Annotated in this window: 11 protein-coding genes and 1 pseudogene; 11 read left to right on the forward strand and 1 reads right to left on the reverse strand. The window is 59.5% G+C overall.

Annotation, left to right across the window (positions count from 1 at the left end; genetic code table 11):
* Positions 1 to 5 precede the first annotated feature (5 nt).
* The 9 genes from murD (at position 6) to lpxC (ending at position 10,290) form a co-directional block, all read left to right on the forward strand.
* Positions 6 to 1,331 (forward strand): UDP-N-acetylmuramoyl-L-alanine--D-glutamate ligase, encoded by a 1,326-nt coding sequence (murD, locus tag GFN93_RS17135; protein WP_153502513.1) that lies wholly within the window; start codon positions 6 to 8, stop codon positions 1,329 to 1,331.
* Positions 1,324 to 2,481, forward strand: a complete 1,158-nt coding sequence (gene ftsW / locus GFN93_RS17140) for a putative lipid II flippase FtsW (RefSeq protein WP_153502514.1) — start codon at positions 1,324 to 1,326, stop codon at positions 2,479 to 2,481. Before murD ends, ftsW begins: the two co-directional genes overlap by 8 nt.
* On the forward strand, positions 2,478 to 3,548 hold the full coding sequence (gene murG / locus GFN93_RS17145; protein ID WP_153502515.1) for an undecaprenyldiphospho-muramoylpentapeptide beta-N-acetylglucosaminyltransferase: 1,071 nt from the start codon (positions 2,478 to 2,480) through the stop codon (positions 3,546 to 3,548). Before ftsW ends, murG begins: the two co-directional genes overlap by 4 nt.
* Entirely contained in the window at positions 3,538 to 4,968 is a 1,431-nt protein-coding gene (gene murC, locus GFN93_RS17150; protein ID WP_153502516.1) for a UDP-N-acetylmuramate--L-alanine ligase, read from the forward strand. The genes murG and murC overlap by 11 nt, the downstream gene beginning before the upstream one ends.
* Positions 4,961 to 5,893 carry a D-alanine--D-alanine ligase gene (locus GFN93_RS17155; protein WP_328594863.1) on the forward strand — a complete coding sequence of 311 codons (933 nt, stop codon included), beginning with the start codon at positions 4,961 to 4,963 and terminating at the stop codon, positions 5,891 to 5,893. The genes murC and GFN93_RS17155 overlap by 8 nt, the downstream gene beginning before the upstream one ends.
* Positions 5,886 to 6,668, forward strand: a complete 783-nt coding sequence (locus GFN93_RS17160; RefSeq protein WP_328594864.1) for a cell division protein FtsQ/DivIB — start codon at positions 5,886 to 5,888, stop codon at positions 6,666 to 6,668. Before GFN93_RS17155 ends, GFN93_RS17160 begins: the two co-directional genes overlap by 8 nt.
* A 1-nt stretch (position 6,669) precedes the next feature.
* Positions 6,670 to 7,905, forward strand: coding sequence for a cell division protein FtsA (gene ftsA / locus GFN93_RS17165; RefSeq protein WP_153502518.1), 1,236 nt, complete (start codon positions 6,670 to 6,672; stop codon positions 7,903 to 7,905).
* Positions 7,906 to 8,095: 190 nt separating this feature from the next.
* Positions 8,096 to 9,262: a cell division protein FtsZ gene (ftsZ, locus tag GFN93_RS17170; protein WP_153502519.1), complete on the forward strand. Its 1,167-nt coding sequence runs from the start codon at positions 8,096 to 8,098 to the stop codon at positions 9,260 to 9,262.
* Between the two features lie 110 nt (positions 9,263 to 9,372).
* Positions 9,373 to 10,290, forward strand: a complete 918-nt coding sequence (gene lpxC / locus GFN93_RS17175) for a UDP-3-O-acyl-N-acetylglucosamine deacetylase (RefSeq protein WP_153502520.1) — start codon at positions 9,373 to 9,375, stop codon at positions 10,288 to 10,290.
* Between the two features lie 101 nt (positions 10,291 to 10,391).
* Here lpxC and GFN93_RS17180 read toward each other — a convergent pair whose 3' ends face one another.
* The gene (locus tag GFN93_RS17180) at positions 10,392 to 10,850 is read right to left on the reverse strand and encodes a hypothetical protein (RefSeq protein ID WP_153502521.1); all 459 of its coding nucleotides are present in this window, start codon (positions 10,848 to 10,850) and stop codon (positions 10,392 to 10,394) included.
* Positions 10,851 to 10,961: 111 nt separating this feature from the next.
* On the opposite strand from GFN93_RS17180, the gene GFN93_RS17185 reads away from it, so the two are divergent.
* Together GFN93_RS17185 and secA are read left to right on the forward strand one after the other, a co-directional pair.
* A complete protein-coding gene (locus tag GFN93_RS17185) occupies positions 10,962 to 11,894 on the forward strand; it encodes a M23 family metallopeptidase (RefSeq protein ID WP_153502522.1) in 933 nt (310 codons plus the stop codon).
* A gap of 318 nt (positions 11,895 to 12,212) precedes the next feature.
* Positions 12,213 to 12,716: pseudogene (gene secA / locus GFN93_RS17190) on the forward strand (preprotein translocase subunit SecA); the annotation flags it as partial.

A 12,716-nucleotide genomic window follows, 5' to 3' on the forward strand; every position in this document is an offset into this window, starting at 1 on the left:
CGAGCATGGCGAAAGACGGCTTTGATCTGGTTATTGGCCTGGGTGTCACCGGGCGTTCCGTGATCCGTTATCTGACGGATCAGGGGATGCCTGTGCGTGCGCTGGACACCCGCGCCGAGCCAGCCGGTCTTGCGGCCCTGCAGGCCGAGTTCCCTGGCGTGAAGATTCACACCGGTGGTTTCAAGTCTGGCTGGATGAAGAAAGCCAGCCGTCTGATCGTCAGCCCCGGGGTCGCCGTGGCTACTCCGGCCATTGCCGAGCAAGTGGTGGAGGGCAAGGAAGTCATTGGTGATGTGGAGTTGTTCGCCCGTGCGGCCAGTGAGCCGCTGGTCGGCATTACCGGTTCCAATGCCAAGAGCACGGTGACCACGTTGTTGGGTCAGGTGGCGGATGCCTGTGGCATGAACCCGGGGATCGGCGGAAACCTGGGTGTGCCGGCACTGGACCTGCTTAACGATGACGCGCGTCTGTACGTTCTTGAGTTGTCCAGTTTCCAGCTGGAAACCACCTACAGCCTGAGCGCAGATGTCGCCACCATCCTGAATGTGTCCCAGGACCACCTGGATCGCTACGCCAGTTTTGCGGATTACCTGGCAGCCAAGCAGCGCATTTACGACGGTTGCCAGGTGGCGGTGTGGAACCGCGATGATCTGGCCACTCGCCCCCCGGAGAGTGTGCCGCGGCAGATTACCTTTGGTGCACATCCTGAGGCGGATTACCGCCTGGATAGTGAAAAAGGGCAGCTGCTGTGCCGTGGGGAGCTTTTGTTGTCCCTGTCGGATCTGGCGCTGACCGGTCACCACAACGCCATGAATATTCTCGCCGTACTGGCGATCAGTGATGCGCTGGCGCTGAATCGCGACAAGGCGCTGGCCACAGTCAAAGCGTTCACCGGGCTTGAGCACCGCTGTCAGCTGGTGGCTGAAAAGGGCGGCGTACGCTGGTTCAACGACTCCAAGGCCACCAATGTGGGGGCCACCCTGGCAGCCTTGACCGGCATTGGTGAGTCCATTGAAGGCAAGGTGATTCTGGTGGCCGGTGGTCAGGGCAAGGGTCAGGATTTTTCACCGCTGGCAGAGCCTGCGCGTCAGTATCTGCGTGCCGGTTTGTTGATGGGCGAAGATCGTTCCCTGCTGGCGCAGGGCATGTCTGCCGCCCCCTGCGAGTTGGTGGCTGACATGCAGGCCGCGGTGGACCGTGCCTATGCGCTGGCGCAACCAGGCGATGCGGTGCTGCTGTCGCCGGCCTGTGCGTCTTTCGATATGTACAAGGGCTTTGCCGATCGCGGTAATGACTTTATCCGCCGGGTTCAGGAGGTGTGCGATGACTGAGCGCATGATCCTGAAGCTGGACAGCAGCGGGGTGGACAAGCCGCTGCTGTGGACAGCAATTTGCCTGGCGCTGGCCGGGCTGGTGATGGTGTCTTCGGCCAGTCTGCAGATCGCCGAAACCCGCCTTGGCGACCCGTTCTACTATGCACTGCGTCATGGCATCTATCTGGCGTTGGGGCTGGGTGTGGGGGCGTTTGTTTATTACGCGGTGCCGCTGGCACTGCTGGAGCGCCTGCGTTTCTTCATGTTGCCCGTCGCCGTGGTGGTGCTGGTGCTGGTGTTTGTGCCGGGGCTGGGGCGCAGTGTGAACGGTTCTACTCGCTGGATCGCTTTGCCTGGCCTGACCATTCAGGCCTCGGAAATCGTCAAGCTGTGCTTCGTGCTTTACCTGGCCGGTTACGTGGCAGAGCGCAAAGCGGCGCTGGAAAACGAATGGAAAGCCTTCCTGTTGCCGTTGGGGTTGCTGGCTGTGCTGATGCTGTTGCTGCTGCTGGAGCCGGACTTCGGTGCAGTGGTGGTGCTGGGAATTACCGCCATGGGCATGCTGTTCCTGTCCGGGGTGCCGACTCTGCGTTTCCTGCTGATTGGCCTGATTGCGGTGGCCCTCGGTGCAGTGATTGCGGTGGCCGAGCCCTATCGGGTGGCGCGCTTGATGACGTTTACAGACCCCTGGGCGGACCAGTTCGGATCCGGCTACCAGCTGACCCAGAGCCTGATTGCCTTTGGCCGTGGTCACCTCACCGGCGTGGGTCTGGGCAATAGTGTGCAGAAGCTCTTCTATCTGCCGGAAGCGCACACGGACTTTGTTTATGCAGTGATGGCGGAAGAGTTGGGCCTGCTGGGCAACATTGCCCTGATCAGCGGTTTCATCCTGTTGGGCTGGCGGGTATTTCGTCTCGGTCACTCGCTGGAGGAGCGTGGTTTCCTGTATCACGCTTATCTGGTGTATGGCTGTGCCTTTGTGTTCTGTTCCCAGGCGTTTATCAATCTGGGCGTCAACATGGGCATGTTGCCCACCAAAGGCCTGACCCTGCCGTTTATCAGCTACGGAGGTTCTTCACTGCTGATTTCAGCGGCGATGGTGGGCATGATCCTGCGCGCCGGAGCGGAAGCCGAGCAGCTCAAGGCCAGAGGGAGGGCGGCACGATGAGTACTGTCCTGATCATGGCCGGTGGCACTGGCGGCCACGTGTTCCCGGCGCTGGCTGTGGCGGATCAGCTGCGTGAGCGTGGCTTCGATATTCTCTGGCTGGGCGCTGAGAACGGCATGGAAGGCAAGCTGGTGCGCCGTCATGGATACAACATTGCCGAACTGTCTGTATCCCGCCTGCGCGGTGGTGGCCTTAAGCGCAAGCTGACGGCCCCCTTCAATCTGCTTCGTGCGGTACTGCAGGCGCGCCAGCTGATTCGTCAGCATCAGCCTGTGCTGGCGGTGGGTTTCGGCGGGTTTGCCAGTGGCCCAGGTGGTTTGGCCGCTCGCCTGTGCAAGGTGCCGGTGGTCGTGCATGAGCAGAATGCCGTACCGGGTCTGACCAATCGTTTGTTGTCGAAGATGGCCACAGTGACCCTGGAAGGGTTCGACGGTGCTTTCGGTCAGCGTGATGCCTGCTGGGTGGGTAACCCGGTTCGCGTCGAAATTGCCGCTATTGATGAGCCTGCAGGACGGTATGCCCGTCACCAGGGTGGCCTGCGGGTACTGGTAGTGGGTGGTAGCCAGGGGGCACTGGTACTGAACCAGGATCTGCCGGAATTGATGCTGGCCGTGCTGGGTCATGACATTCAGGTGCGCCACCAGTGTGGTGCCGGACGTACCGCTGAAGCGGCGCCGATCTACGATGCACTGGGTGTCAATGCCCAGGTGAGTGAGTTTATTGAAGACATGGCGGAAGCCTACAGCTGGGCAGATCTGGTGATTTGTCGGGCCGGGGCGCTGACCGTGGCTGAAGTGGCGGCAGCTGGCGTGGCGGCCCTGTTCATCCCGCTGCCCACTGCGGTGGATGATCACCAGACATTGAATGCCCGCTGGCTGTCAGACAAGGGCGCCGCCCTGTTGTTGCCCCAGCAGGAACTGAGTGCAGCCAGTCTGGCTGCCATTTTGAAACCGGTTGCAGAACGCGGTGCGCTGGCGCAGATGGCGCAGCGGGCCCGTGAACAGGCAGTGGCTGACAGTGCAGAACGCGCGGCCACCCTGTGTCAGGAGGTGGCCAATGGCCGATAACGATTACATCCATACGGTTCCGGAGATGCGTCGCATCCGCGGTATTCATTTTGTGGGTATCGGTGGTGTGGGCATGTGCGGTATTGCCGAGGTGCTGGCCAATCAGGGCTATGCCATCAGCGGCAGCGACATCAAGGAATCGGCCGTGGTGGCGCGTCTGCGCGGCCTGGGTGTTCGAGTGGAAATTGGCCATCGAGCCGAGAACATTGATGGTGCTGACGTGGTGGTGACTTCCACCGCGGTCAACACCGAAAACGTGGAAGTGGCAGAAGCTCACCAGCGCCGGATTCCGGTAGTGCCCCGTGCGCAGATGTTGGCGGAGCTGATGCGCTTCCGGCACGGCATTGCGGTGGCTGGCACCCACGGCAAGACCACGACTACCTCGATGACCGCCGCCATCATGGCAGAAGCGGGCATGGATCCGACCTTTGTGATCGGGGGTCGACTGAATAGCGCAGGTACCAATGCACGCCTGGGCCAGAGCCGCTATCTGGTAGCAGAAGCGGATGAGTCTGATGCCAGCTTCCTGCACCTGCAGCCGATGAGCGCCATCGTCACCAATATCGAAGCGGATCACATGCACACCTACGGTGGTGATTTTGCCCAGCTGGAAAATACCTTTATCGAATTCCTGCACAACCTGCCGTTCTACGGGGTGGCGGTGATGTGCGTGGATGACCCGGTGGTGCGCAAGTTGTTGCCACGGGTGAACCGCCAGGTGATTCGTTATGGTTTCAGCGAAGACGCAGACCTGCGTGCAGAAGAGGTCCAGCAGCAGGGCATGACCACGTACTTCCGGGTGATTCGCGAGGAAGGCGAGCCACTGGATATCAAGTTGAACATGCCTGGCAAACACAATGTGCTTAACGCGCTTGCCGCCATTGCCGTTGCTGCTGATGAAGGCGCGGATGATGACGCCATTGTCCGTGGCCTGAATAACTTCACCGGTGTGGGCCGTCGCTTTGACGTGCAGGGCGAATATCACTTCGAAGGCGGCAGCGCCACGCTGGTGGATGACTATGGTCATCACCCCAGCGAAGTGGGGGTGACCATCGACGCCATTCGTGCGGGTTGGCCTGGTCGTCGTCTGGCCATGTTGTTTCAGCCGCACCGTTACACCCGTACCCAGGATCTTTATGAGGACTTCGTGGAAGTGCTTTCCGGGGTCGATGTGTTGTTGATGCTGGAAGTCTATGCTGCCGGCGAAGAGCCCATCCCGGGCGCGGATGCCCGTGCCCTGTGCCGCAGCATTCGCAAGCGCGGTCGGGTGGAGCCCGTATTTGTGGATGACCCGGCCAAGCTTGCCGACATCCTCGCCACCCAGTTGCAGGACGGTGATCTGCTGGTGACCCAGGGGGCCGGCAACGTGGGGGCGATTGCTAAAGAACTGGCCGAACAGGGAGGCGCCAAGCGTGGATAAGGTGCTGCTGAAACAGAAGCTGGCCAATGTGGGCCGGGTAGCGGTACTGGCCGGCGGTAAATCTGCTGAGCGACCCGTATCCCTCAAGAGTGGCGCCGCAGTGCACCAGGCTCTGCGTAACCTGGGTGTGATTGCCGAGTTGGTGGACCCGACGGAAACCAGCGTGGATGCGCTGAAGGGGTTCGATGCGGCCTTTATTGCGCTACATGGTCGCGGTGGCGAAGACGGCGTGATCCAGGGAGTACTGGAGCATCTGGGCATTCCGTTTACCGGTTCGGCAGTGATGGCCTCAGCTATCGGTATGGACAAGGTACGCACCAAGCAGTTGTGGAAGGGCGCAGGTCTGCCGACTCCGGCGTTCTATGTGGCCGGTCGTAATGAAACAGACCTGGGTTTTCCACTGATGATCAAGCCTGCCCACGAAGGCTCTTCTATCGGTATGGCCAAGGCCGATAACGCCGAGCAGCTGGCCCAGGCATTGCAGGAAGCGGGCAAATTTGATTCTGACGTGCTGGTGGAAGCCTGGGTCAATGGGCCGGAGTACACCGTGGCGGTGCTGGGTGATGAAGCCCTGCCGGCGATTCGTTTGAAGACGCCCAATGCGTTTTATGACTTTGAGGCGAAGTACCAGTCCAACAGCACCGAGTATCTGTGTCCGGCCGGACTGAATGACGAGGATGAAGCAGCGATCCGTCAGTTGGCGCTGAGCGCATTTCGGGTGGCCGGTTGTCGAGGTTGGGGTCGCGTGGATGTGATGCGCGATGAACAGGGCAATTGGCAGCTGCTGGAAATCAATACCGTACCGGGGATGACCGATCACTCCCTGGTGCCCATGGCTGCCAAGGCGACTGGGCGTGACTTTGACACCTTGGTAGGAGAAATCCTGCTAATGGCGCTGAACACGGTGGAGAGCAACGGTGGCTAAACAGGCCGCCACGCCCCGGGGCGCGCGCCGCAAGCCGGTGAAGCAAGCGGGGATTCCTCTGCGCGAGCGCCTGTCTGCCGCCGTGCCGTGGATGCTGGTAGGCACGGTAGCCCTGGTGTTGTTGCTTGGGGTGATCTACCTGCCGGCACTGCTGGACGGGTATCCCATCCGCAAGGTGGGGGTTGATGGTGTGACTGATGTGCGCCGTCAGCAGCAGATCCAGACCGCGTTGGCGGCACTGGTTCGGGATGAAAATTATTTTTCCGTGCCGCTGGAGGACATTTACCAGCAGGCACAAGGGCTGAGCTGGGTGCAGGGCGTATCAGTGCGTCGCCAGTGGCCCGATACCGTGGTGTTGACCGTTAGTGAGCGGCGCCCGGTGGCGGTGTGGAATGAGACGGTGCTGATTTCCGACAGCGGCGAACCGTTCAAGGCACTGAAGCAATACGATCTGACGGGCCTGCCGCACCTGAATGGCCCGAAACAACGGCTGGAAGAAGTCATGGGCTTCTATCACAGCATGGGAAAGATGCTGGCTGATGTGAATCTGGGCATTCGCAGCATGGACGTCAACGCACGGCTAACCGCGCGTCTGACGCTGGATAACGATATGCAACTGGTGGTCGACCGTGAGCAATACACCACCAAACTTCGCCGCTTTGTGCGGTTGTATCGGGGTGTACTGAGCACGGACAGTCGCCAGGTGACTCGCGTCGATCTGCGTTACGCAGACGGCATGGCGGTGACCTGGGGCGAGCAACAGGAGAAAGGGTGACATGGCAACTGCAACTGAAAACATGATTGTCGGACTCGACATTGGCACCTCAAAGGTGGTGGCCATCGTCGGGCAGACAACTGCCGATGGCACCATGGAGATTGTGGGGATCGGTTCACAGCCCTCCCGGGGCATGAAGAAAGGCGTAGTGGTGGATATCGAAGCGACCGTACGTTCCATTCAACGTGCTGTGGAAGAAGCCGAGTTAATGGCGGGCTGCCATATTCATACCGTCTACGCCGGTATTGCGGGCTCCCACGTTCGCAGCCTGAACTCCCACGGCATCGTCGCCATTCGTGATCGAGAAGTGGCCCAGGCCGATATCGACCGGGTCATCGACGCAGCCCAGGCTGTGGCAATTCCGGCCGACCAGAAAACCCTGCATGTGCTGCCTCAGGAATACGTGGTGGACAACCAGGAAGGCGTGCGCGAGCCGATTGGCATGAGTGGCGTGCGTCTGGAAGCCAAGGTGCATCTGGTGACCTGTGCGGTCAACGCGGCCCAGAACATCGAGAAGTGCGTGCGCCGCTGCAATCTGGAAGTGGATGACATCATTCTCGAGCAGCTGGCCAGTGCCCATGCGGTATTGACCGAAGACGAGCGCGAGCTGGGCGTCTGCATTGTGGATATCGGCGGCGGTACCACGGACATTGCCATCTTCACCGAAGGGGCGATTCGTCATACCGCCAATATTCCGATTGCCGGTGACCAGGTGACTAACGACATCGCCATGGCGCTGCGGACCCCCAAGCAGCACGCCGACGAGATCAAGATCAAGTATGCCTGCGCCCTGACCCAGTTGGCGGGTGCGGATGAAACCATCAAGGTGCCCAGCGTGGGTGACCGTCCGCCGCGCACGCTCAGCCGCCAGAACCTGGCGGAAGTGGTGGAGCCGCGTTACGACGAACTGTTCACGCTGGTTCAGGCCGAGATTCGCCGTTCAGGTTACGAAGACCTGATTCCCGGAGGCATCGTGCTTACCGGGGGCTCCTCCAAGATCGAAGGTGCAGTGGACCTGGCGGAAGAAATTTTTCACATGCCGGTTCGACTGGGCAGCCCGCAAGGGATTTCGGGTCTGATTGATGTGGTCAAGAATCCTATCTACTCCACGGCTGTGGGCCTGCTGTTGTACGGCCAGCGCATGGAAAAGGAAGGTGGCAGCCCCCGGGCGCAATCCGGTGGCGGTCAGGTGGACTGGCTGGAGCGTTTCAAGAGCTGGTTCAAGGGTAATTTTTAAGGGGCGCCGGATGCCAGACGCCCGAAGCCGGACGCTAAAACCCGGCGGCAAAGCCGCCAAAGCGTCAGGCGTCGAGCATCAGGCATCCAGCGTTCAATAGGCGCAAGCGGCGGTTCCGGGCCGCGTAACACCACCGGGACATTCGACGTGAAACAAGTAGTAAACAGGGATGCAAAACGGGAGATCAACCATGCAATTCAAATTGGAAGACAGCGTGCCGCATGGCGCAGTAATCAAGGTAGTCGGTGTTGGTGGTGGTGGCGGTAATGCCGTCGATCACATGGTGCGTTCCGGTGTGGAAGGAGTGGATTTCATCTGCGCCAACACCGATGCCCAGGCCCTGCGCAACGCGCAGGCCAAAACCGTGATTCAGCTGGGTAGCCAGGTGACCAAGGGCCTGGGTGCCGGTGCTAACCCGGACATCGGTCGCCAGTCCGCTCTGGAAGATCGTGATCGCATTGCCGAGCTGCTCGACGGTGCTGACATGGTGTTCGTGACCGCAGGTATGGGCGGTGGTACGGGTACCGGGGCGGCCCCGGTAGTGGCTGAAATCGCCAAGGAGCTGGGAATCCTGACCGTGGCGGTGGTGACCAAGCCGTTCCCGTTCGAAGGCAAGAAGCGCATGCGCTCTGCCCAGGAAGGTATCGAGGAGCTGAAAGAGCACGTCCACTCCCTGATCACCATCCCCAACGAGAAGCTGCAGTCTGTACTGGGTGGTTCCACCAGCCTGCTGGACGCCTTCAAGGCCGCTAACGATGTACTGCAGGGCGCGGTGAAGGGGATTGCTGACCTGATCGTTCGTCCCGGCATGATCAACGTGGATTTCGCCGACGTACGCACCGTAATGAGCGAGCTGGGTACCGCCATGATGGGTTCTGGCACCGCCAGCGGTGAAGACCGTGCTGCTGAAGCGGCCCGTTCTGCTATTTCCAGCCCGCTGCTGGAGGATGTGGACCTGCGTGGCGCACGCGGTATTCTGGTGAACATCACCGCCAACGAGTCCATTGCTCTGGACGAGTTCTCCGAAGTGGGTGAGATCGTCAGTGAGCTGGCGGGAGACGATGCCAACGTGATTATTGGTACCGCCATCGACCCGGATATGGGCGAAAGCATCAGTGTGACAGTGGTTGCCACCGGTCTGGGTGCTGCTCATCAGGAACTAAAAGTGGTGCGCGGGCGTCAGACCCCTGTCGCTGCCGACGGTCGGGTGGATTACAGTGACCTGGATCGCCCTGCGGTAGAGCGCAAGCGCGCTGCCCAGCAGGCAGCCAGTGGCCGTGGTCAACAGGCGGTGAATACCGCGGAAGATCTGGATTTCATTGATATTCCGACCTTCCTGCGTCGCCAGGCCGACTAACGGTGGCTCCGCATTGGTGCAAAATCAGGGAGTTGGAGTATAATCGCGCCCTAATTTTGTGTTGAGGAAAGCGGTATCCTTCAGGATACCCGCAGCTGTGTGACAGACTGATGATCAGACAACGTACACTGAAAAATGTGATCCGCGCCACCGGCGTGGGCCTGCACACCGGCGAGAAGGTCTACATGACCGTTCGCCCGGCACCGGTGGATACCGGTATCGTGTTCCGGCGTGTGGACCTGGACCCGGTCGTTGAGATCAAGGCGGCGGCAGATGCCGTGGGTGAGACCACCCTGTCGTCGACACTGGTTCAGGATGGCGTCAAAGTCGGTACTGTGGAACATTTCCTGTCCGCCATGGCGGGCCTGGGCATTGATAATGCCTTTGTGGAACTGTCCGCACCGGAAATGCCGATCATGGATGGCAGTGCCGGTCCGTTCGTCTTCCTGTTGCAATCTGCCGGTATCAAGGAGCAGGAAGCGGCCAAGAAGTTCATTCGCATCAAGAAGGAAGTGACGGTGCGAGAGGGCGACAAAACGGCAACTTTCGTACCCTTCGATGGTTTCAAGGTGACGTTCTCCATCGAGTTCGATCACCCGGTGTTTGAAGACCGTAACCAGCTGTCCAGCATCGATTTCTCCACGACCTCGTTCGTGAAGGAAGTGGCGCGGGCACGGACCTTCGGCTTCATGCGCGACATCGAGTTTCTGCGCAGCCAGAACCTGGCACTGGGCGGCAGCGTGGATAACGCCATCGTGGTGGATGAATACCGTATCCTCAATGAAGACGGCTTGCGCTATGAGGATGAGTTCGTCAAACACAAGATGCTGGACGCCATTGGCGACCTGTATCTGCTCGGGCACAGCCTGATTGGCGAGTTCATTGGCCACAAGTCCGGCCATGCCCTCAATAATGCGTTGTTGCGGGAGATTCTCCGTCAGGAGGACTCCTACGAAGTGGTGACCTTTGAGGATGCCACTGACGCACCGGTGTCTTACATGCGCCCGGTGCTGGCTGCTGCCGAATAAGGCCAGCCACGTCGAAGCCCTTTTGCCGGCCGGCGGTTCTCCCACCGCCGGCTGGCACCCTTCGGGCCTGTCACGTTGTTAAGTTGATACCCTTCCTGGTATTAATCAGATTCCCAGCGGCTTGCCAGTCGCAGTAGCGATGCCTTGAGTGCATCGTCATCAATATCATCCGCCAGCGCTTTGATGTGTCCGGCGCTTTCACGACTCATTACGGGCCCTTTGGCCTGGTAATTGCTTTGGTTGTTTTGGGCTTGTCCTGCTGTCAGTGGCTGGCGCTTGCCGCCAACCACAATCTTGACCTGCTCACCAGGCAGTGCCTGTTGCAGGCGGGGCAGGTGGAAGCGCAATAGCTGTGCGGTGGCGCTGGTTTCCACCAGGGCCAGCCAGCGGTGCTGATCCCGCACCAGCGTGACCCGGTCACGCAGGGCTGGAGGCAGGCAGTTTCGAGGGTCCTGCTCCTCGGTAGCTGGCGCTTTCCGGGCCTGTTTGGCGAGCTCTGCAAGAATGCGATTACCACTTAGCAGGGCCTTAAACGCTTTGGGCGAAGTTGTCTTGCTCATGGGTTTTTCATAGACTAGCCTGCCAGCTATGAAAAACTATTTTAAGAAGCTGGCGTAAGTTATTGAAAAAATTGGCGTTAGCTTTAACTAACTTGTGCGTTACTCAACGATATGAACATCATAGTCATTAACAGCAAGCGCGGCCATTCCCGCACTCTACCGGTTCCAAGGCATTGGCCCTGGCTGCTGGCGGCGGTATTTGTGTTGTTGCCGGCGCTGATCGGAGTGGGCGCTTACCAACTGGTTTACCACGTTGGTGACCAGCCCGAATATACACCTTTAATGACCGCGCGTTTCGCTGATCAACTCAATGAGCAAGAAAAAGCTCTTTCTGAGCTGGATCAGTTGAGTCAGGAGCAGTTTCGTGCCCTGACCCTGAAACTGGCTCAGGCTCAGGCTCGTCTGGTGCGTCTGGATGCGCTGGGTGAGCGTCTGGTGGAAGTTGCCGACGTGGGCAGTGACGAATTTGATTTCAGCACGGTGCCGGGCCTGGGTGGTCCGGAATCGGCTGATGAAGGCACCAGCTATGAGTTGCCTTCCTTCATGGAAGCCGTTGACCAGATGGCGGAAACACTGGAGCGCCGTGAGCGTCAGCTGGATATTCTTGAAGACCTGTTAGCCGACAAGCAGATCGAGGACCAGACCTGGCTGTCTGGGCGTCCTCTGAGCAAGGGCTGGATGTCCAGTCGCTTCGGCCGTCGTTCTGATCCCTTCACGGGGCGTGTGGCCTGGCACAAGGGCGTCGACTTCGCCGGTAAGGAAGGCACTCCGATCGTGGCCACGGGTTCCGGGGTGGTCACCTTCTCCGGAGTGAAGTCTGGCTACGGCAAGATGGTTGAGGTGAACCACGGTAATGGCATCACTACCCGCTATGGTCATGCACTGGAGTTGCTGGTGGAGCCAGGTGAAATTGTTCGCACTGGTGATGTGATCGCCAAGGTGGGCAATTCCGGCCGTTCCACTGGACCCCATGTCCATTATGAGGTCCTCAAGAACGGGGCCCAGGTCAATCCACAGCCTTACATCTATCGCGCAAGACGCTGATAGTTATAAAAAACGGCCCCACCGGGGCCGTTTTTTGTGGTCTCCCCTTGATATCCGCGAATACCACCTTATCTCTCCAGACTATTGTGTTTAGAATGGCTCTCTTTTGGGGGATGCTCCACACGGACCCTGTCTGATAGCGGAGTCTTCCTGAGACCTTTGCCTGTGTCTTGCGTCTCAACCTTTCCTTGCTGCCACCGGTTGGCGAGGAGTATGGACGGGGCTTTCAGCCCTTTTGGCCTCTATGGCCGGCGCCTCGTCCTGATGCCTGACTGCGTTTGACGCAGCAGGTCTAACTCATACAGAAGCGGAAGTTTTATGCTCGGTACCATCGTAAAAAAAATTATCGGCACCAAGAATGATCGCGAGCTCAAGCGGATGGGCAAGCTGGTGGAAGCGATCAACAGCCACGGGGACGCGCTGGCACAACTGACCGATGCGGATCTGCAGTTCAAGACCCGGGAATTTCGGGAAGCCTATCAACAAGGCAAGTCACTGGACGAGCTGCTACCGGAAGCCTTTGCGGTCGTCCGCGAGGCCTCTACCCGGGTCATGGGGATGCGCCACTTTGACGTCCAGATGATGGGCGGTATTTCGCTCCATGAAGGCCGTATTTCCGAGATGCGTACCGGTGAGGGTAAAACCCTGACCGCCACCTTGCCTGTTTACCTCAATGCGCTGTCCGGTGAGGGGGTGCATGCGGTGACGGTGAACGACTATCTGGCTGAGCGTGATGCCAACTGGATGCGCCCCCTGTACGAATTCCTCGGCCTGAGCGTGGGCATCATCCTGTCCCAGCAGCCGTCAGAGCAGAAGCGTGCC

This window comes from Alcanivorax sediminis (assembly GCF_009601165.1).
GTDB classification, from domain to species: domain Bacteria; phylum Pseudomonadota; class Gammaproteobacteria; order Pseudomonadales; family Alcanivoracaceae; genus Alcanivorax; species Alcanivorax sediminis.